The following is a 22,473-nucleotide window of genomic DNA, read 5'->3' on the forward strand; positions in this document are numbered from 1 at the left end:
ATGTCCGATAGCGAGTCAGACTTATGAATAGATTTCTGCTGAATGGATTAACCTCTGTCTTTGTTTCCCTGGGACTGAGCGGCGCTTCACATGCGGGCTTGGGCGCAGGCGGTGGGTATTCCTATCAGGGCGGACGGCGGGGAAGTTCTGGCGGTTCCTATGCCGGATTGCTGGCGCAGGGTTCTGCTGCGGCGCTGCCTGTCGGAAATGCGTTGTCGGCGGGATGGGAGCGCGCTCCCACGCCACGCTCAACGGCTGACGAACTGGAGCTGGCCAACGCCACGGCGACCAAAGAACTGGTGATTATCGACGCCGCCGTGCCTGAGAAGCATCGAATCTACGAAAAGCGGGCGGCGGGCGTGGCGTTTGAAGTATTGCGCGAGGGGGAGAGCGGTCTGGCTCAGTTAACGGCGATCCTGTCTCGCTATCGCAACCTTGAGGCCCTGCATATCTTTTCCCATGCCCAGGATGGGGCGCTTTACCTCGGCGATTCTGTGGTCAACAAGGAGGCGCTAAGCCAGGAGATCAACACGCTGGCGACAATGGATCGGGCGATGAAGGATGGCGCGGACGTCATGTTTTATGGCTGTAATCTGGCGCAGAGTGAAAAAGGGGAGGCGTTGCTGGAGCTGGTGTCCGCCGCCGCGCATGTGGACGTCGCCGCCTCCAACGATCTCACTGGCGCGGAAGGACTGGGCGGCGACTGGGACCTGGAAATCAAAAAAGGCGACATCAAAACCAGGCCGCGTTTCGATTCTATCGCGATGGTGGATTACACCTCGGTATTGCCATTCAGCGGTACGCTGGCCCTGGGCAATATGCCGACCGGTTACGCCAACGCCAAAAGCTACACGATCAGCGGCACCTCATACACCATCAAAGTTAAATCCGGCGGCAGTGGCTCCAAAGACCTGTACAACTACAACACTGGCTATGTCTACGTTTCCACCAACACGTCTTTGCAAACCACAACCAGCGTTTATTTCACCGGCGGTGAAACTTTCAGCCTGAGCAGCATCTATATCTATCAGGGCTTTGGCGCCCCCACCAAAACGATCAGGATTACCTCCAGCAAAGGCGGAACCCAGGATTCATCCGGCCCGGTCAGCGCCAGTTCGGGAACCACGATCAGCTTTTCCGGCGCCCAGTGGACGGACATCACCAGCTTCACGATCCAGTATTCCGACAGCACCACCATGCACTGGGTGAAGCTGGATAATATCGCTCTCACCAATCTGCAATCCGGGAAAGATTCCGACGGAACCCTGACCGCCTCCGCCGTCGTCACGGAACCTGTGGGGTTAAGCTCCACCGTGGACACCTCCGGGGAGGCGGTGGATCTGTTTGACTTCACCCTGACGGATGGCGGGGGCGGGGATGGCCTGCCCATGACGGTCAGCCAGGTTGTCCTGAATGTCACTGGAACCAGCTCGGATACGGAGCGGGGCAATATCATCTGGCGACTGAACGGGAATGACGCCAGTTTCGTCGCCGGCAGCTACAACGGCGCCTCGGACACAGTCACTTTCTCCAGCTTGAGCATTTCCGTTGCGGACAACAGCAGCGAAACCTACACGGTCAGTGGTTATTACGGTACGCCTACAGGCTTAACCGAAGACCACACCGTTATTCTCAGTGTGGATGGCGATAGCGATCTTGTGGTGGGGTCATCCGGCACGCAGATGGCGAGCGGTCAAAGCGCCGTCACCAATGGTTCCGGCACAACCCTGGATATCACCGCGTCCAAGCTGACGTTTTCGACGCAGCCAGCGGGCTCCACCTCAGGTTCTGCGCTGACCACGCAGCCGGTCGTGGCGGCGACGGATATTTTCAGCAACGTGGATGTGGATTACGCCAGCGACATCAGCCTGTCGGAATCCAGCAGCGGCTTCTTGTCTGGAACCACCACGCAGACCCCCGTCAGCGGTGTGGCCACTTTCACAAACGTGGCCTACACCGCCACTGCAGACCAGGAAAACTTCGCTTTGACCGCCGCTGCCTCCGGGCTCAGCAATGGGACTTCCAGCACTGTTACTTCGGACGTGGTGGCGACCCAACTGAGATTTTCCACGCAGCCGGCGCCGACCAGTATTGATAGCGGCTCTTCCACCAGCTTTACCACGGTTCCGGTGGTGCAGGCGGTGGATGGCTCAAGTACGTTGGATGTCGGCTATAGCACGGATATCGTCCTCAGCGTGACGGACCCCAACGATGGCATATTGGATGGGACCGTCAACAGCATGTCGGGAACCGGCGATGGCGACGGTTCCGGAACTACGGTGACTCTCACGCCCAGCAGCGGCTCCGCCACTTATACCAACCTGGCGTTGCAGTACACTAATGGCGGGGCCACCGATACCATTGCGCTCAAAGCCACCTCTGGCGGGTTGAGCAGCGCGAACAGTTCCTCCATCACCTCCACCACCAACAACGCCCCCGTCATCTCCAATCTAAACGGCGATTCCGTCTCCTGGGCTGGCGTAGGCGCAACCGTGAATCTCGACTCCGGCGGCGACGCCAGCGGCAGCGATACGGAGCTGGATGCGCTCAATGGCGGCAATGGAGACTATTCCGGCGGAACCTTGACTGTGCAGCGGGTCGGCGGCGCCGTTACCAGCGATCTGTTCGGGTTTGACACCAGCAGCGGCGCTGCGTTTTCGGTCAATGGGAGTGATTTGCAATCCTCGGGGCAAACCTTCGCTTCATTCACCAACGCCAATGGCGTCCTGTCGATCACGTTTAACAGTTCCAGCACTGCCGCGACGACGGCGCTGGTGTCGGACGTCATGAGCCGGGTCACCTATCGCAATGATACGCCTGGAGGAGACGCCTCGGTCCGCTTCACCTTAAGCGATGGCTCCAAATCCACCACTGCGGACGCCACTGTGCAATCCGACAGCATCTACATCACCAACACCACGGATACGGCCTCTATCGATCAGACCGATGGCGTGAGTTTCAGCGAAGCCATCGCCATCGCCAATGCGGACGGAACCGGCACTCAAACCCTGATTCTCGCCAGCACCATGGCGGGGCAGACGATATCCGCCACATCCGCTTCCAGTCTGGCGGAGAGCCTGACTCTGGATCTGGATTCAGCCACCGGCGCGACTATCTCCGGTGGAACGCTGACCCTGGGCGGCGGCGTCACGCTGACAATGAATAACGGCAGCGGCGATACTGGGTCCATCGGAACCATATTTGCGGGAACCGGCAGCCTGAGCAAAACCGGTGCGGGCACGCTGACGCTGACGGGAATTCAGACTTATAGCGGCACCACCACGATTAGCGCAGGCGCGCTCAGCATCGCGTCCGACAGCAATGTGGGAAGCGGGCAGCTGGTGTTGAACGGAGGGACGCTGACGGTGACTGGATCGACCACGATCAACAACGCCATCAATGTCGCGGCGGACAGCACATTCAGCGTCAGCAACAGTGTCACTGCCTCCGGCTTGTTGTCGGGTTCCAACGCACTGACGAAAACCGGCGCGTCAACGCTGACGTTGTCGAATACGGGGAACTCTGCTTCTTTCAGCGGCGCGATCACTGTCTCGGCGGGAACGCTGGCGGTTTCCAGTGACGGCAATCTCTCCAGCGGCGCCATTACGCTGGATAGCGGTACGTTGAACCTGACCGGCGCAACCTTTACCGTTGATAACGCCATCTCCCTTGGGGCCGGAGGCGGTACAGTCGGGGCGGTAAGTGGCGCCAAGGTCCTGTCCGGCGTCATTTCAGGAAGCGGAAGTTTCGCTAAAACCGGCGGTCCTGCATTGACTCTATCGGCAACCAACACCTTCTCCGGCGGAGCCACGGTTAGCGGTGCAAACGGTTTAAGCGTCACAGATAGCTCTAATCTGGGATCAGGCAGTGTGACGCTAAACAGCAGTAGCCTTTTGACTGTGACAGGGTCTGGCGTAACTATCTCCAACAATCTGGTCATGGGTGGCGACGCTACGCTAAGCAACGCCAACGATATTACCTGGTCCGGCGTAATCAGCGGCTCCAGCTCCCTGACCAAATCCGGAGCAGGAACATTGACGCTGTCCGGCGCCCAGACCCAGACAGGCGGGCTTAACGTCACCGCAGGAAGCGTCAGTATCGCCGGAGACGGCAATCTCGGATCAGGTACGCTGACGCTGGATGGCGGCTCACTGATCGTGACCGGGTCCGGGGTAACGGTCGACAACGCTCTGAGTCTAGGGGCCAGCAATGGGACGATCAGCCACGCCAATGCGTTAACCTGGTCCGGCGTGATCAGCGGCTCAGGCGGACTGACTAAAACCGGTGCAGGAACGCTGACGCTTAGCGCAACCAACACCAATACCGGGTCTATTGCGCTGTCCGCTGGAACCATGGATGTCAGCGGCGCGGTCGGAGGCGCAGTCAGCGTCGCCAGTGGAACCACATTACAGGGCGAGGGCTCCATCAGCGGTCTGGTGACCGTGAACAGCGGCGGTACGCTGCAGATAGGAAGCTCCCCCGGCGATCTCACCCTGGGTAACGGCCTCACCGTGAACAGCGGCGGCACACTGGTGACGCGCATCAACGGAACCTCCGCCGGCTCCAGCTATGATCAATACAATGTCACCGGGACAGTGACCCTGGGCGGAACCTTGAGCGTCATCGGCAGTTACACCGGCAGTGGCGGCGACAGTTTCGTGATCATCAATAACGACGCCAGCGACGCGGTCAGCGGTATTTTCAACGGGCTGTCGGAAGGGGATAAATCCACGACGCTAAATGGCCTGCCGCTGACCGTGAGTTATCTCGGCTCCAGTGGCAACGACACCACGCTTTCCATCGTGGCGCCCACCGTCACCGACGCCAAGATTTCCATTTCTGGCGGCTCTGGAACCAGCGGCGCATATAAAATTGGCGATACCGTCACCGCCACCTGGGATGACACGGGTTCCGGCGATAACAATGGCGATATCACTGGCGTAACCGTTAACTTCTCCGCATTCGGCGGCGGCTCTTCCGTCGCCGCCAGCAATTCGGCGAATACCTGGACCGCGACCTACCTGATAACGTCCGGCTCTATTGACGGAACCAACCTGAATGTATCCGTCACGGCGACGGATGTAGACGGTCTCAGCAAAACCACATCTGACACCACCAACGCGACGGTGGACAATGTCGCGCCGACGGTGACTTCCGGCAATATCTCCCTGTCAGGCGGCTCTGGAACCAGCGGCGCGTACAAAACTGGCGATATCGTTACCGCCATCTGGAACAATACCAGCGGCGGAGAGAATAACAGCGACACTATCAGTGGCGTGAGCGTCGACTTCTCCGCCTTTGGCGGCTCTTCCGTCGCCGCCAGCAACATCTCTAACACCTGGACGGCGACCTACACCATTCTCTCCGGCGCCATCGACGCGACAAACCAGAATGTCACCGTCACCGCTACCGACAATGCCGGCAACACCAAAGCCACCGCTGGCGCGGATAATGTCACGGTGGATAATGTTGCGCCGACGCTGACCGACGCCAAGGTCTCTATCTCGGGCGCTACCGGAACCAGCGGCGCCTACAAGATTGGCGATATCGTCACGGCAACCTGGAACGACACCGCTGCGACGGGCGACAACAATAGCGACACCATTAGTACTGTGACCGTGAACTTCACCGCCTTTGGCGGCGGGGCCTCAGTCAGCGCTTCCAACAGCAGCGACACCTGGACGGCGACCTACACGCTGGTCGCCGGGGCTATCGACAGCAGTAATCTGAATATCTCCGTGACCGCTACGGACAACGCGGGCAACACCGCCTTCGTTTCGGACACCAGCAATGCGACCGTGGATACCCAGGCGCCGACAGTTTCCTCCGTTACCTCGTCAACCGCCAACGGGTCTTATAAAGCGGGAGATGGCGTGTCTATCCAAATCCTGTTCGACCAATCCGTGTTCGTCTCCGGCACGCCGCAATTGCAGTTAGAAACCGGCGCAACCGATCAAAATGTCAATTATGCCTCCGGTTCCGGCGGCTCAACGTTGAATTTCGCCTATACCGTGCAGTCCGGCGATACCAGTACGGATCTGGATTACACAGGAACCGGCGCGCTTGGCCTGAATGGCGGGTCTATTGTCGATGACGCAGGTAACGAAGCGACTCTGACTTTGGCCACTCCTGGCGCGACGAATTCCTTGGGCGCCAACAAAGCGCTGGTGATTGACACCACGGCGCCGACTCTGAGTTTGATCACGCCGGTTACGACGCCGACCAATGACAATACGCCCAATATCACCTTCAGCACAGATGAAGCAGGAGCGCTCAGTCTGGGCGGCAGTTGCGGCACCAGCAGCTCATTAAATCTCGGCAGTACGGGCAATCACAGCATTACGCTGACGCAGACCGACAACAGCAGCGCGTTGTCGGATGGAACCTACAGCGACTGTACCGTTACCGTCACTGACGCGGTCGGCAACGCCAGTACGGCATTGGCGATTACGGCGTTCACTGTGGATACCACAGCGCCCAGCGGACATAGCGTCAGCTTTGACGACAGCACAATTAACGCCAGTGAAGTCACTAGCCAGAGCTTTACTTTCGCCAGTGCGGAGGTGGGCGCGAGCTATAGCTACAGCATCAGCAGCTCTGGCGGCGGAACAACGGTTACCGGAAACGGAACCATCGCCAGCGCCAGCCAGCAAATCACCAGTCTGGATCTGAGCGGACTTGCTGACGGAACCCTGACTTTGTCCGTCATTTTGACGGATACCGCCGGCAACGCCGCAACTGCTGTCACTAATACCGCAGCGCTGGATACAACAACGCCCAGCGGACACAGCGTCAGTTTTGACGATGGCACAATCAACGCCACGGAGGCCGCCAGTCAGAGCTTCACTTTCGCCAGTGCGGAGGTGGGCGCGACATTCAGCTATAGCATTTCCAGCTCTGGTGGTGGAACCAACGTGACAGGAAGCGGCTCACTCACCAGTGCGACACAGCAGGTGACCGGGGTGAATGTGAGTGGACTCTCCGACGGGACATTGACCCTGTCTGTGGTGGTCACTGACGCCAGCGGCAACGCCGCTACCGCCGTAACCGCCAACGCCACGCTGGATGCGACGGCCCCGACGCTGGCGGAAACCACCGCCGTGTTGACGCCGACCTCCGACACCACTCCGAATGTAGGTTTCTCCACTACCGAGGCGGGAACCCTGGCGGTGGGCGGGAGTTGCGGCAGCGCAGCGGAAGGCGCCGTGCCCTCGGGAACTCAGACAATCACGTTGACAGGGACGGATAACAGCAGCGTCCTCGCGGATGGAACCTATTCCGATTGCACGCTGACAGTGACTGACGCCGCCGGCAACGCCAGTGCGGCGCTGACCCTGACCAGCTTCACGGTTGACTCCACCGCGCCCTCCGGGTTCTCGGTGGCCTTCAACGATACGCTTATCAACGCCAGCGAAGCCAGTGCGAGCACCTTTGTATTTACCTCCGGCGAAACGGGTTCAGAGTATTACTACAGCGTGACTTCCAGTGGCGGTGGTACCGCCGTGACTGGCTCTGGAACCTTGAGCAGCGCAAGCCAGAGCATCACTCTCGCCAGCCTGTCCGGACTGAGCGATGGTTCGTTGACGCTGTCCGTGACATTGACGGATGCCAGCGGCAACGTCAGCGCCGCGCAGACCGCCGCCGCCACACTGGACTCCACGGCGCCGACTCCGAGTCTCAGCAGCACGGCGTCTGACCCGACCAATGCGGCGTTCACCGTTTCCATAAGCTTTGGCGAGTCTGTCAACGGCTTCGTGGTCAGCGATATTGTCGCCGGCAACGCCAGCCTGAGCAGTTTCACTGACAATGGCGGCGGCAGCTACAGCGTGACGGCGACGCCATCCGCAGATGGAACCGTCACCCTGGATATCTCCGCCAGCGTGGCTCAGGACACCGCCGGCAACGCCAACACGGCGGCGACGCAGTTCAGCATCGTCTACGACGGCACAGCGCCGACGCCGGTGATCAGCTCCTCCGCCAGCAATCCAACTAACGCTGCGTTCTCCGCCACCATCGCATTCGGCGAAACCGTGAGCGGATTTGCAGTCAGCGATATCGTCGCCGGCAACGCGAGTTTGAGTGGGTTTACCGATAACGGTAGTGGTAACTACAGCGTCACGGTTACACCGACCGCGGATGGTTCCGTCACCCTGGATATCGCCGCCAGCGCGGCCCAGGATAACGCTGGCAATAATAGCGCGGCGGCGACTCAGTTCAGCCTCAGTTACGATGGTAGCGGGCCCACGCTTTCCAGCTCAACGCCGGCCAACGGCGCGGTGGATGTGGAATATAACGCGACCCTGTCCCTGACCTTCGATGAGGATGTAGCGACAGGCAGCGGGTCTGCGACACAGATCAGCCTCTATCGCTCCGCCGACGATGTGCTGGTGGAGGCGATTGAAATCAGCTCTTCTCAGGTGGTTATCAGCGGCGCCACAGTCACTGTCGATCCGACGGATAATTTCACGCCAAACCAGGGCTACTATGTGCGCATCGGCGCGGAAGCATTGACCGATACTCTGGGCAACGCCTACGCCGGCTTGACCAGCGGATTGTCTTTCACCGTCGGCAACCATGTTCCGGAAGCAACGGCGGATACGGCGGCGACAGATGAAGATGTCGCCGTATCCATCAAGGTGCTTAACAACGACACAGATGAGGACAGCCAGATCAACCCTGCCAGCGTTCTCGTGACTACCGCCCCGAGCCATGGCGTCGCCAAGGTGAGCGTAGCCTCCGGTGTCGTCGTCTATGAGCCCGAGGCTGACTATAACGGCGCCGACAGCTTTAGCTATACCGTAGAGGATGTGCATGGTGGCGTTTCCGCTGCGGCCTTGGTGTCCATTACGGTAGGAGCGGTCAATGATGCGCCGATAGCGGTGGCGGATGTCGCAGCTACTAATACAGGCGCGCCTGTATCCATAGATGTCGCCGCTAATGATACCGATATTGATGACGCGGTGGATGCGACCACGCTGACGATTGTCGCCACGCCTTCACAGGGCGCTGCGGTCGTAAACGCAGGTAAGATCGACTACACGCCGGTTGCTGGTTTTAGCGGTAGCGACAGTTTCTCCTACACAGTGAAAGACGAGCAGGGGGCTTTGTCGAATGTGGCGATAGTCATCGTCAACGTAAATGGCTCCAACGTCTTGCCAAATGCCGCCGATGACAGTGCGACGACGGATGAGGATACGGCCGTCGATATTGCTGTGCTGGATAACGACACCGATTCAGACGGCGTGTTGCAAGCGTCCACCGTTACGCTTATAGCGAACGCGTCTCACGGCGCCGCAACGGTTAACGCCACTACCGGCGTCATACGTTATGAGCCCGAAGAGAATTACCATGGCGCGGACAGCTTTACCTATATTGTGAAGGACAACGGCGGCTCTGCTTCCAATATCGCCACAGTCGCGGTGACGGTTAACAGTGTCAATGATGCGCCGGTCGCGAAGAATGATGCAGCGAGAATATTGGAAGTCAGCGCGCATGCGATCAATGTATTGGCCAATGACATGGATGTGGATGGAGTCTTGCAGCCCGCGACGGTGGAAATCGTGGCGGCGCCATTGCATGGCGTCGTTAATATTAATGTCAGCACTGGCGCTATCAGTTATACGCCGTCCTCGACATTTAGCGGAACGGATCAGTTCCAATATCGTGTGAAGGACGACAGCGACGCCTTGTCGAATACCGCCACCGTGACGCTGACAACCGGCTCCTTGAACGACGCGCCGCTCGCCAATAACGACAGCGCAACCACCAATGAAGACACCGCCGTAGTGATCGAGATTCTGGATAACGACCAGGATGTGGACGGCGTACTGGACGCCTCCGCCATCAGTATCGAAAGCGCGCCAGGCAAAGGCGCGGTGACGGACAACGGCGACGGCACGCTGACCTACACGCCTGACGCCAATGTGTTCGGTTCTGACAGTTTCGAATACAGCGTGAAAGATGACGGAGGCGACAGCTCCAACACTGCGACGGTGACTATCGCGATTGCGCCGGTCAATGACGCGCCGACGATCAGCGGAACGGCAGTGACCTCTCTCCTTGAAGGGCAGGCCTACAGCTTCACGCCAACGCTAGCGGATATAGACAGCGGCGCTCTGACGGTGACTGCGGCGAACCGGCCGAGCTGGCTGAGTCTGAACGCAACGACGGGCGCATTGACTGGAACGCCTGCTGTCGGCAGCGCCGGCGTCTACAACGGCATTGTCCTGAGCGTCAGTGATGGACAGGCCTCTGCGTCCCTGGCGGCGTTCAGCATCACCGTCATTGGCGACAACGATACAGACGGCATCGCCAACGATGTCGATACGGACGACGACAACGACGGCATGAGCGACAGCTTCGAGTTGCTATATGGCTTTAATCCTTTCGACAGCAGCGATGCCGCTGGAGACCTGGATGGAGACACCATCAGCAATTATCAGGAGTTCGTGGACAACACCAACCCGAATGACGCTAACGATTATGTCGATATTACGCCGCCGGTGGTGGTCGCGCCGGAAGACATCACTATCGACGCGATCGCCCTTTATACGCCGGTTACTTTGCGGAAGATGCTGGGTCTGTCATCCAATGCTTCGGACGCCGATGTGGAAGCCATGCTTGCGGTATTGGCGACGGACAATGTGGATGGCGACGACTGCTGCAGCGTGCGGGCGCAGGGACTGTTGAACAATACAGTATTGCTGCCGCCAGGACGTAATCTCATCACCTATCGCGGCGTGGACCGTAAAGGCAATGCGGCGACCGCCACCCAGGTCGTCAACATTCGTCCGCTGGTGTCGGTGAATAAGGATCAGATCAGCGTAGAGGGCGCCACCGTACAGTTCAGAGTGATTCTGAATGGACAGTCGCCGTTCTATCCGCTGACGATTCCTTACGTCATCGACAGTCTGAGCACCGCTTCTTCCAGCGATCATAATCTCGTCGACGGCAGTGTCACCTTCACCAAGTCCGGCAATATCGGGCAGACGGAGGCCAGCGTCAGCATTGCGCTTACCGCTGACAGCATTACGGAGAATGATGAACGCCTGATTATTCGTCTGGATGACCGCACCACCAATGCGGAAGATCTGGCGGGCGGTTACGATCCGACCAATATCTACGACATCAACGCCGGCGCGAAAATCAGGCATGTCATCACCATTGTTGAACGCAATGTGGCGCCTGACGTCACGCTGCGCCTGCGTCAAAACGGCGTGGACACCATCCAGGTCACTCCTGACGGAGGGCCGGTAACGGTTGTTGCGACGGTCACTGATCCGAACCCGGGCGACACGCACACCTACAACTGGAGCGCCACGGACAACGCCCTGGTGGATACAGATGGCAATACCAGCAACGCTCAACTGGTGTTCAGTCCCGCCAGTCTCGCCAGCGGTCGCTATAAAGCGCAGCTGACCGTCGCGGACGCCAGCAACGCCACTGATGAAGCCAAGTTGTATTTCCGGGTAGTTGCAGCGCTGCCAACGCTTGACCCGACGGTAGATACGGACGGCGATGGCGTGAATGACGCGGAAGAGGGCGTTGCTGACGGTGACGACGATGGCATACCGGATTATCTGGATAACATCACCGCCACCAACGTACTGCCGGAAGTAGCGCGGGAAACCAACTCTTATCTGGTGGAATGCGACCCTGGCGTGCGTTGTCGCCTGGGGCAATTCGCCATCCTGGGCTCCAACGGCGGCGCGCGCCTGGAGCCGGAGGAATTGCAGACGCTGCCGGATATCAGCACGGACGACTTGTTTGAGCCCCAGGGCGGCGTGTTCGACTTCGAAGTGCATGATCTGGCCACACTGGGTCAAAGCGTTCGCGTCGTGTTGCCGCAAGACGAACCGCTGCCGGAGGGCGGCGTCTATCGGAAGTTCCAGAACAATAACTGGACGACTTTTGTGGTCGACGCTAACAACGAGCTGCACTCCGCGCCTGGAGATCCTGGGTATTGTCCGCCTCCGGGAGACGACAGTTGGGAAGTAGGACTGATCAGTGGATATTACTGTCTGCAATTGACCATCGAAGATGGCGGACCCAACGATGCGGATGGACTGGTCAACGCCGCTGTGGAAGACCCTGGCGTTGTGGCGGTGGACAAGCGGACGCCTTCCGACATTGATAGCGAGGGTGGCGGTTCCGGTGGCGGCGCTATTAACTGGACGCTATTGTTAGCGCTGCTGGGGCTGAGCATCCTGTCCCGGCGCTACCTGCAATTACGCGCGTCAGTCCTGGCTGCGTTTCTGATGATCAGTCTGGGGGCGCCTGACGTCTCCCAGGCGGCGGACTGGGAGGCCATGAAGGGGCGTTTGATGGACCGCGGATATCTTGAGTTTGGCGCTTATCACGCCGGCGGCTCTCAGGAGGCGGGAGAGTTCAAGCGTGGCCTGGAAAGCGAAGACGTTACAGTGAGCATCAACAACTATGACGTCTCCCGCTACGGCTATCAGTTCCTCGCCGGTTATCGCTATCACCCTTATATGGCGGCGGAAATCGGCTTTCTGGATCTCGGCAACGTCAAAGTCAGCATGAGCGCCAGCGCGCTGACCTCGGAAGCGCTCAAAAACGCCGTTGAAAAGCACTACCCCGTCAGCGGTTCCGGTTGGACGCTCTCCAACCGCTTCCTATGGCCCGTGCGGGAACAAATCACCCTCTCAGCGGAAGTCGGACTGTTCCTCTGGGAAGGCGACATCCAACTCAGCGGCGCCGACATCAATCCCGACCTCAAAGGCGACACCGACCCCATACTGGGCCTCGGCCTCAACTACCGCCTCCACAAAAACATCGACGCCTCCATACGCCTGAAACGCGCATTCTTCGATGGCCAGCATGTGGACTTGCTGGGAGTAGGGGCGGTCTGGCGGTTTAAGGGGTATTGATCCATCGCCAAGCTTTGAAGGGGGACTGGCCTTTTTCCTCTTACAGTGGATGCTGGAGAGGAAGAAGGGCGGCTATAGTGCTATACGAGGCGTCGTAGGTATGATCTGTTCGTGGAGCTATATGATCAAGCATTGGAAGAAGCCCCCACCAAAGCCGCCTCCCGACAAACCTCCAATAACGATCCCGCCAGTTCTTCATCATTAATCGCCCGGGCGATGGCCATGCCGCCGATCATGACGACGGCTGTGCGCAGGGCTTGTTGTTCAGATGCGGCGTCTTCCGGGTTCAGGTGTTGTTGTAGGGCGTTGACGAAGCCTTTGAAAACTCGGGTGTAGGTGTCGCGTACTTGCTCTTCTCGCTGCGAGATATCGGTGGTGAGGAAGGCCAGTGGGCAGCGCACTTGTTCTCCCTGGCGATGTTCCAGGCTCAGATAGCCATTGATCAATGCCTCTAGTTGTGGCGGCTGATTCTCGTCGGGGTGCAACATGGCTCGGCCCTGCAGGGCGGAGGTGACGATAGCTTCTGCGTAAAGCTGGGTCTTGGAGGAAAAGTGGGCGTAGAAGGCGCCGCGGGTCAGGCCGGCGTCGGCCATGACGTCGTTGATTCCCACCTTGTCGTAGCCGTTGAGGGCGAACAGTCGCGCTGCGCTGTCCAGAATTCGCTCTCGGGTTTGTTGCTTGTGCTCGGGGCTCCAGGGCATATCGCGCTCGCTCCAGGGAAGGTTCAGTGGGAAATCATAGAGTAAGTTAATCAAAAAATATGTTCTTGATCATATTGTGTTGAAGGCTAGCATGTTGTCGGACACTAACAAAGACAGGAAATTCGATAATGAGCGCACAAGTACATATTTTTGGACCGCAATTTAGCACCTTTGTTCGTACCGTCATGTTGTGCTGCGAGGAAAAAGGCGTTTCCTACAGCCATGGCTTCAGCATCAATGGCGAAGAGGTTGAGTACAAAGGTGAGCAACACCTCAACATCAACCCCTTCGGTAAGGTGCCGGTGTTGATTCATGGCGACCGTAAACTGTACGAAACCGCCTCCATTTGTCGCTATCTGGACGCGCAGTTCGACGGGCCTGCATTGCAACCGGAAGACCTGTATCAGCGGGCGCTGGTGGATCAATGGTCTGCGGCGATCTCTTTGTACGTCGATCAGGCGATTGTGCGCGAGTACCTGACGGAGCTGGCGTTTCCTAAGGGCGAAAACGGTGAAGTGCGTTGGAACAAGGTGTCTGAGGCGCAGCCAAACGTTATCAAAATGCTGCAGATATTGGCGGCTCAATTGGGCGACGCTGCGTTTATCTGCGGCGAGCAATACACTATCGCCGACGCCCTGATCACGCCTATGCTGGATTATCTTTCCAACCTGCCGCACGCCGCTGAATTGATAGCGCCAGACTCAACGCTAAGTGCTTATGTCGGGCGCATGAGACAACGCCCCGCCGCCAAAACTGTGCTGACAGCGATGGCGCGATAGACCGGTAACTATGCAGTAAGACGCGACGCCTTAAACAGCGGGGGAGTTAATGTTCCCGGGTTCTGGCGTCGTTGTCATTATGAATGGCTCAGTATGAATGACTTAGTCGTTCCGCCGGGCGGATCGCGGACTATACTCAAGGAGGAGGTCAAAATAGAAATTTCTGGACGGAATAGTGAGGAGGCGCAGGATGCTGACAAAGACTCACACGACCATATTCTTACTGGCGACGCTCTTATCTCTCTCCACGTCAGGCGCGGATAATACAGTCACGCTCACCAATGGCGAATGGACGCCTTATACTTCAGAAACACTCAAACATGGCGGGGTGTTTACGCATATCGTCACCGAAGCCTTCGCTCTGTCGGGATATAAGGCCGAGTATCAATACCATCCCTGGAAACGCAGCTATCAATTGGCGCAGGAAGGGAAGGCTGATGGCTCTATGGCCTGGGCGCCAACACCAGACAGAAGGCGGGATTTTATCTTCTCCGACCCTGTCACTCATAACAAGAAAGTAATATTCCACCTGAAAAGCTTTGATTTTGACTGGCGAGGCATCGACGATCTGATCGGCCTGCGTATTGGCGCCACGGATAGTTACACCTATGGCGAAGCGTTTGATGATGCGGCCAGAGACGGGTTGTTATCGGTGGAGTATGTTGCTTCCGACAAGCTGAATATCCGTAAATTACTGGCTGGCCGAATACAAATCTTTCCGATGGAAATTGAAGTCGGGTACTCCCTCATCAATCAGGAACTGTCTCCTATACAGACCCTGCTAATTACCAACCATCATCGCCCCATTCTGGAGACGCCTTTTTGCGTGGTGATCTCCCGTAAAATCAGCCCGTTGCGGGCGGAACAAATACTGCAGGCGCTAAATTCCGGGCTGGAGGGCCTGCGAAGTTCTGGGCGATACGAAGAGATGCTGTGGCAGTCTCGCATAGGAAAATACAGGGTCAAGAGCAACAGTGTTTCTCCTGGTGAGACTATTAAGGTTCCCAGGCTGACAAATAGTGGAGGTCCTTTGACGGGGCGAATGGCGGCGGCTTTATAATCAGTTCCAGGGGACTTTTGACGCTGTAACGGCGACGCAGGAATTGCTTTTCAGAGATTTCCTAGCGCTTTTGGCGGATATAAGAAGGGGACGGTATTCGCATAGAATCCAGCTCCATCAGTAAGAATTACTCCTTCAAATCAAGCTGTTTAAAGTGTTAAGGATAATCGCGAATGACAGTGTTCTACTATCAATCATTTAATTCAAACGCCAGTAAGACCCGAGACGCTATTGCAGCCTTGTCGCAGTCACATGCGCGCAGCACGCATGACAAAATGGCTTCTGGAGAAATCTTGACCGCCCGCAAAAGACCGGCGCCAGACGACGGAGATGCTTCCGGTCCGCCCAAAAAAGTGGCGAAGCTGGCCGCGCCCACCGCTAATGGCGCGTCGCCGACAATTCCTGTTTTTGGTCCGCCCATGCGTTTGTTTATGGAGCCGGCAGGGGCTATGAACAAAGGCTCTCTGACGGTGGTGCAGTTTCAATCACTGGTGCAGGGCAAGGCGCGTGAAATCCACCAGGATGTGATCAGGTCCATCGGGGCTCCTATAGATCTGGGGGTATTTGGAGAAATCGACGGCAACCATTCCGACTGGAATTTCCTGAAAGACCACTTTGGAGACCTGCAACACGCCGTTTCAACGGGAAAAGCCTGCAATAGTTTTAGCGTCTATGACTGCGCAAAGCTCAAAGCCGAAATAATCGGGTCGGGGGATGGCTGGATAGCAGTTAAGAAGGACTGGATCAACATTGCGTTTGTGCATGTTCCCAACGCCATCGCCAAAGATAAAGCGCGCGTCCAGCAGTTTTACCGGGATATCAACCAGGCCTTCATGTCAAAAGGAAAAGGGGGACTGGATGTCGTGATGGGGGACACTAATCAGAGCAGCCGAGGATTTACCGCAACGGCGATCTCCGAAGCGCTGGATATCCCGTTCACTAACGCCGGCGATTCACACGAATTCACTACCGCCGATACCCATGACAATCTCTTTCACGGCACGAACAGCAACGGTAAGGATGTCTACGATGTCGCTGTTTACAATACACGCTCGATAGATTTCAAAAAGTTCGACTATATCTCTCAGGCGGCGACTTCCACCAACTCCGCGGTGGCTTTCACCGATCATATGGGCATGGCGATTTCCGTCATGAAGAGAATTCCCTTCGTATAAAAAACAGATGGGCGGCAACCGAATGGGGAGCCGCCCGTCGCCCAATCTTTCTCCTTGAGACTGCATAAAATTTCATCATGCACTGTTGTGCAACCAAAAAGTTGCGCATATACTTGCAACCGAATAGTTGCATAATTGTTGCGATACCATGAAACGAGATATTTTCCAGGCGATCGCCGATCCGACACGCAGAGCCATTATGGTGTTGATCGCCGCGCATGGCATGACGCCCAACGCCATCGCCGATCATTTCGAAATGACCCGCCAGGCGACATCCAAGCATATTCAGATCCTCAATGAATGCGGTCTGGTGACGCAGCAGAAGCAGGGGCGGGAAATTATTTACCAACTCAGGCTGGAAAAAATGCAGGAAATTGACGTTTGGCTGGAGCAGTTCCGCAAGCTGTGGGAAGACCGGTTCAGCCAGCTCGATGCGCTGTTAAACACCCTCAAATCAGGAGATAGAGAGCCATGAACGCGAATCTTCAGTTCGACTTCCTCGTTGATAAGGAAAACAACACCATTACTGTCAAAAGAGAGTTTCAAGCGAAGCGTCAACTGGTCTGGGATTGCTATACCAAAAGCGAGCTGCTTGACCAGTGGTTTGCTCCCAAGCCGTTCACGACGAAAACCAAAACCATGGATTTTCGCGAGGGCGGTTGTTGGCACTACGCCATGATCGATCCAGAGGGAACTGAGTACTGGGGAAGGTTGGACTATCAAACCATCCGTCCCATTGAAAACTACACTGCGCTGGACGGCTTCAGCGACGCCACTGGCGAAGTTAACCCCGCCATGCCGCGCTCCAAGTGGGACGTCACCTTTGAAGAAAAGGCCGGGCATTCGCTGGTTCACACTGTCATTGCCTACAACACCCTGAAAGACCTGGAAACGGTGATTCAGATGGGCATGAAAGAAGGCCTGACTTCCACATTGGAACGACTGGACGAGTTGCTGTTAACTTTCAAGTAAGCGTCCAAACGAACTTCAAGTATAGTGTGATGAAATACCGGAAACAGCCTGCTGGCTTGCTTCCGGTTTTGCTTATCAGGACAGGAAAAGGAACAGACAGAATGGGGCAGCAGTTTTCGGAAATTTCAGACAAATTGACGCAGTTTATTCAGGAGCAAAAGCTGTTTTTCGTGGGCACCGCCGCCCGTGAGGGTAGGGTGAATATTTCTCCCAAAGGCATGGACTCTTTGCGGGTGCTTGGCCCTAATCGCGTCATTTGGCTGAACGTCACGGGCAGCGGCAATGAGACCTCGGCGCATATTCAGGAATGTCCCAGAATGACCGTCATGTTCGCTGCATTCGAAGGCAATCCTTTGATTCTACGCCTGTACGGCGAGGCCAAAGTGATTCATAGAAATGACCCGGAATGGGAAGAACTGTTCGCTCATTTCGACCCCATCCCCGGCGCCAGACAAATCTTCGACCTGAATATCGACCTGGTGCAATCCTCCTGCGGCATGGCCGTTCCCTTCTACGACTACGTTGAAGACCGTGAACTGCTAAAAAACTGGGCCGCCAAAAAAGGCGACGAAGGCGTCAAAGACTACTGGAAACAAAAGAACGAACTCAGCCTGGACGGCAAAGAGACGCATATTGTTGAGAAGGGTGTTTGACCCAGTATTTGGTGAATACTTGAAATGCCTTTAAGGGCTGTATTGTCGTTGTAAATGGTTTACAAAATGGAAAGTTTGCCGGAAATCCTCAAGGAAAATGAACTTGTTGTATCGATTGTCAGTATCGTATTTATATTTGGTGCGCTAGTAAGGCTTATATCCAGTATTTATGAAATGAAAGAGGAGCATTTTTTCAGGAGGAAGCTGAAAAGAGTAGATGATTTGATATCAAGCTCTGAGCTAAACAGCCTGCATTCAGAGTTTTTAAGAAAAATTAAGGAAACTCAGATCTTTAGCTTAGCGACCGGGCTAGTCACCTCTCCGAGAAAGTCCGAGGCGCTTATGAAGTTTTATATGGATGGGAATATATCGGCCCGACAAATAAAATGGTTTGCGGACTTCTTTGACCTTAATGATAGAGATGAACTCGTAGTATCTGTCTCCTTATTTGACGAATTTGGAGCTTATTACTCCCTTTTTGCGTCAGGCTCCGTTATTGGGCTATCAGCGATTTTAGCAATAGCTATTGGTTCATCCCTCAATATAGTGGCAATAGGCGTGGGCTTTGTGGCATTTGTGATAGGAGCAGGTATTGGAATATTGCTGGCAATGGATTATGTGAAGTTCAAAAGGTTTGTGTATGTCTGTCATCAGCTTGGGCTGCCGGATATGAAAGCGCGATGGTATAAACCTATCTCGTTCGGTGGCCAATACCAGCAAGGTTAATTAAGCCTAAGTGCAATTTAATGAAGCTGTAGTCATCTCAATTTAGATGGCGTTCACGCGATTCTAATCCCATCAAACTGAGGCGATGATGATATCCGCCTCGTCATCAGGGGAGCCGACGAAGTCTGAATAGTGCTCCCGATCTCGTTTTCACGATTGTGTTTTTCTGTTGCTTTTGTGGGTTTATTGTATTGATTGTTTGGTCGGGCACATAGCGCGTCTGCTTGCGGCTGTTGGCCGGGTAGCGGCTTTGGGCGCGGCGTTTGGCGAATAGGGGGCGTCGATGATGGCGTTTTTCGGTGTGGGCTGGGTGGTTTGCGCGTTCTCACTAATCGAACTATATATTTTTGGGGCTGCGCGCTCCGGACGCAGGTCTGGATCATCGTTTGTCCTGACCGCGCGTTAAGGGAAGCGCAGCTTATCCATTGATTAGTGTGAGTTAATCAGGAAGTTTACTGCGCATGATCGTGGCGGGGTTGCTTCCGATAATATGCAGCGCCACGGAGGATTACTCGACATGACATGCAAGAATGAGAAGCAAGGCGCGGTGCATAGCGGCCTGTGCGACGTCACCTATCCCTGCACCAGAATCGCTTCTTCCACAGATATTCGCGCCACGCACCAACGGGACTGCTCACTGGGCGGCGGATTCGTCGCTTTGGGCGATGTTCACCAGACATTGGGTTATGAGGCCAGCATGGACCTTATCAACCTGGATGACTTGATTCAATTTATCGATAACCGCGCCAAGTTCGGCACCTATTGCAATATTCCCAAGTCTCGTGGGCGCGCTCACTTTTGCGTGGATAAAGGACGTCGAACCGTTGAGGGGCGGCGTTTGTCCTGGCTGTGGGTATTTCCCGACGGGAATGTGCGACCCGCCCATAAAATTCTGACTGACAACCCCACTTACGTGTGGACCAAACAGCAAATTATCGACGCCTATCGCGCGGCCAAAAATCCGGGGCTGCCCATGTTCACCCGTCACGTAGACAAACATTCTGAGCTGGCGATCACCTTCTGTCTGCCGTTGCCGTAAAGGCGCGGCACCACACTCATCAAATCCAGATCGCCGCTGACAGCGTATTTATCCAAGCCGGGTGAATACGCTGTCATGCACGCCCCAACCAGCCTTAAACGCTAACTCTGCTATCCTGTGACTGATAATAGCTATCGTTATGATCGAGAACCTATATTGGTCAACTCAACTGCGCACGTACTATAACTGAATCACTGGACGAAACCTGTTAATAGCTTGAATACGAATGGAGAGAACGCAATGTCTGATAGCAAATGTCCCTTTCATCACGCGCCAGCGGAGGGAACATCGAACCGGGATTGGTGGCCCAACCAGTTGCGGCTCGAAATCCTCCACCAGCGCTCTTCTTTATCTAATCCGCTGGGTGAGGAATTCAACTACGCGGAAGCTTTCAAAAGTCTGGATCTGGCGGCGGTAAAGCGGGATCTGACTGCACTGATGACTGACTCTCAAGACTGGTGGCCGGCGGACTTCGGCCATTATGGCCCCTTATTTATCCGCATGGCGTGGCACAGCGCCGGCACTTACCGCACTGGCGACGGCCGTGGCGGCGGCGGAACCGGCAATCAACGCTTCGCCCCTCTGAATAGCTGGCCGGATAACGTCAATCTGGACAAAGCGAGACGCTTGCTGTGGCCGATCAAACAAAAGTACGGGCAGAAGATTTCCTGGGCGGATCTGATGATTCTCGCCGGCAACGTGGCGCTGGAATCCATGGGCTTCAAAACCTTTGGTTTCGGCGGCGGACGTGCGGATATCTGGGAGCCGGAGCAGGATATCTACTGGGGCGCCGAGAAAACCTGGTTGGACGACAATCGCTATTCCGGCGATAGAGACCTTGAGAATCCACTGGCCGCCGTGCAAATGGGCCTGATCTACGTGAACCCGGAAGGCCCCAACGGCAACCCGGACCCCATTGCGGCGGCCAAAGACATTCGCGAAACCTTTGCGCGTATGGCGATGGATGATGAAGAAACCGTGGCGCTGATCGCCGGCGGACACACTTTCGGTAAAACCCACGGCGCCGGCGACGCGGCGAATGTGGGGCCGGAACCGGAAGCGGCGGGCCTGGAAGAGCAAGGCCTGGGATGGCGCAGCAGCTATGGCTCCGGTAAAGCCGGCGACGCCATCACCAGTGGCCTGGAAGTGACCTGGACGGAAACGCCGACCCAATGGAGCAACAACTTCTTCGAAAACCTGTTCGGCTACGAATGGGAGCTGACCAAGAGCCCCGCCGGCGCTCATCAATGGGTTCCAAAAGGCGGCGCTGGCGCGGATAAAATTCCCGACGCCCATGATTCCTCGAAGCGTCACGTTCCGACCATGTTGACCACGGACCTGTCGCTGAGATTTGATCCCGCGTACGAGAAGATCTCAAGACGGTTTTATGAGAACCCAGACCAGTTCGCGGACGCTTTCGCTCGCGCCTGGTTCAAGCTGACCCATCGGGATATGGGGCCGCGCGCACGCTACCTTGGACCGGAAGTGCCTGCCGAAGAGTTGATCTGGCAAGACCCGATTCCAGCAGTGGATCACCCCCTGATTAACGACCAGGATATCAGCGCGCTGAAGAGCAAGATTCAGGCGTCAGGGCTGTCCGTCGCCCAGATGGTGTCCACCGCCTGGGCGTCCGCCTCCACCTATCGCGGCTCCGACATGCGCGGCGGCGCCAACGGCGCGCGGATTCGTCTGGCGCCGCAGAAAGAGTGGGAGGTCAATCAGCCTGACCAGTTGGCGCAAGTGTTGAAAACCCTTGAAGGCATCCAGAGTGAGTTCAACAGTGCGCAATCCGGCGGCAAGAAAGTCTCACTGGCGGATATGATTGTGCTTGCGGGTTGCGCTGGCGTTGAGAAAGCTGCGCAGAACGCCGGGCATAACATCAAGGTTCCATTCTCACCGGGGCGTATGGATGCGTCGCAAGATCAAACCGACGTTGAAGCGTTCGAGGTGCTGGAGCCTATTGCGGATGGATTCCGTAATTACACGAAGGGCAAATACGCCGTGTCGGCGGAAGAGTTACTGGTGGACAGGGCGCAACTGTTGACGCTCACTGCGCCGGAAATGACGGCGCTGATCGGCGGCATGCGTGTTCTCAACACCAATGTCGGCCAAAGCAAACACGGCGTCTTAACCCAACGGCCGGAGTCGCTGACCAATGACTTCTTTATTAATCTGCTTGATATGGGCACGGTGTGGAAAGCGACCTCCAAAGAGGAGGATGTTTTTGAAGGGCGTGACCGAGTAACGGGAGAAGTGAAATGGACCGGCACGCGGGTGGACCTGGTGTTCGGCTCCAATTCGCAGCTCAGAGCCTTGGCTGAAGTGTACGCCAGTTCTGATGCGCAGGAGCGCTTCCTGAAAGACTTTGTCGCCGCCTGGAGCAAAGTCATGGACCTGGATCGCTTCGACTTGGCGTAACCAGAACAAGCCTTTCGCTGCAAACGCAGATTAAACGCCTGCCCGACATCGGGCGGGCGT

The 22,473-nt window shown here is 56.4% G+C and carries 11 protein-coding genes; 10 read left to right on the forward strand and 1 reads right to left on the reverse strand.

All coding sequences use genetic code 11. From position 1 onward, the window contains the following. Positions 1-23: 23 nt before the first annotated feature. Positions 24-12,890 carry an Ig-like domain-containing protein gene (locus tag ONV78_RS16215; RefSeq protein WP_279504616.1) on the forward strand — a complete coding sequence of 4,289 codons (12,867 nt, stop codon included), beginning with the start codon at positions 24-26 and terminating at the stop codon, positions 12,888-12,890. Between the two features lie 125 nt (positions 12,891-13,015). Here the strand turns inward: ONV78_RS16215 and ONV78_RS16220 are convergent, their stop codons facing one another. Then, a complete protein-coding gene (locus ONV78_RS16220) occupies positions 13,016-13,645 on the reverse strand; it encodes a TetR/AcrR family transcriptional regulator (RefSeq protein WP_279504618.1) in 630 nt (209 codons plus the stop codon). Positions 13,646-13,719: 74 nt separating this feature from the next. Between ONV78_RS16220 and ONV78_RS16225 the strand changes: the two genes are divergently transcribed. The 9 genes from ONV78_RS16225 to katG all read left to right on the forward strand — a co-directional run bounded on the left by ONV78_RS16225 (position 13,720) and on the right by katG (position 22,413). After that, complete coding sequence (locus ONV78_RS16225) at positions 13,720-14,370, forward strand: glutathione S-transferase family protein (protein ID WP_279504620.1); 651 nt, start codon at positions 13,720-13,722, stop codon at positions 14,368-14,370. A gap of 190 nt (positions 14,371-14,560) precedes the next feature. Beyond that, positions 14,561-15,430: a transporter substrate-binding domain-containing protein gene (locus ONV78_RS16230; protein WP_279504621.1), complete on the forward strand. Its 870-nt coding sequence runs from the start codon at positions 14,561-14,563 to the stop codon at positions 15,428-15,430. Between the two features lie 173 nt (positions 15,431-15,603). Continuing rightward, positions 15,604-16,605 carry a hypothetical protein gene (locus ONV78_RS16235; protein WP_279504622.1) on the forward strand — a complete coding sequence of 334 codons (1,002 nt, stop codon included), beginning with the start codon at positions 15,604-15,606 and terminating at the stop codon, positions 16,603-16,605. Positions 16,606-16,753: 148 nt separating this feature from the next. Continuing rightward, positions 16,754-17,080, forward strand: coding sequence for a metalloregulator ArsR/SmtB family transcription factor (locus tag ONV78_RS16240; protein ID WP_279504624.1), 327 nt, complete (start codon positions 16,754-16,756; stop codon positions 17,078-17,080). Then, positions 17,077-17,577, forward strand: a complete 501-nt coding sequence (locus ONV78_RS16245; protein ID WP_279504626.1) for an SRPBCC domain-containing protein — start codon at positions 17,077-17,079, stop codon at positions 17,575-17,577. The genes ONV78_RS16240 and ONV78_RS16245 overlap by 4 nt, the downstream gene beginning before the upstream one ends. Positions 17,578-17,678: 101 nt before the next feature. Then, complete coding sequence (locus ONV78_RS16250) at positions 17,679-18,230, forward strand: pyridoxamine 5'-phosphate oxidase family protein (RefSeq protein ID WP_279504627.1); 552 nt, start codon at positions 17,679-17,681, stop codon at positions 18,228-18,230. Between the two features lie 66 nt (positions 18,231-18,296). Then, entirely contained in the window at positions 18,297-18,956 is a 660-nt protein-coding gene (locus ONV78_RS16255; protein ID WP_279504628.1) for a hypothetical protein, read from the forward strand. A gap of 517 nt (positions 18,957-19,473) precedes the next feature. Then, positions 19,474-19,995, forward strand: coding sequence for a hypothetical protein (locus ONV78_RS16260; protein ID WP_279504629.1), 522 nt, complete (start codon positions 19,474-19,476; stop codon positions 19,993-19,995). A 240-nt stretch (positions 19,996-20,235) separates the two neighbouring features. After that, positions 20,236-22,413, forward strand: coding sequence for a catalase/peroxidase HPI (gene katG, locus ONV78_RS16265; protein ID WP_279504631.1), 2,178 nt, complete (start codon positions 20,236-20,238; stop codon positions 22,411-22,413). Positions 22,414-22,473 lie beyond the last annotated feature (60 nt).

The sequence above is a fragment of the Hahella sp. CR1 genome (genome assembly GCF_029813005.1).
GTDB lineage: Bacteria > Pseudomonadota > Gammaproteobacteria > Pseudomonadales > Oleiphilaceae > Hahella.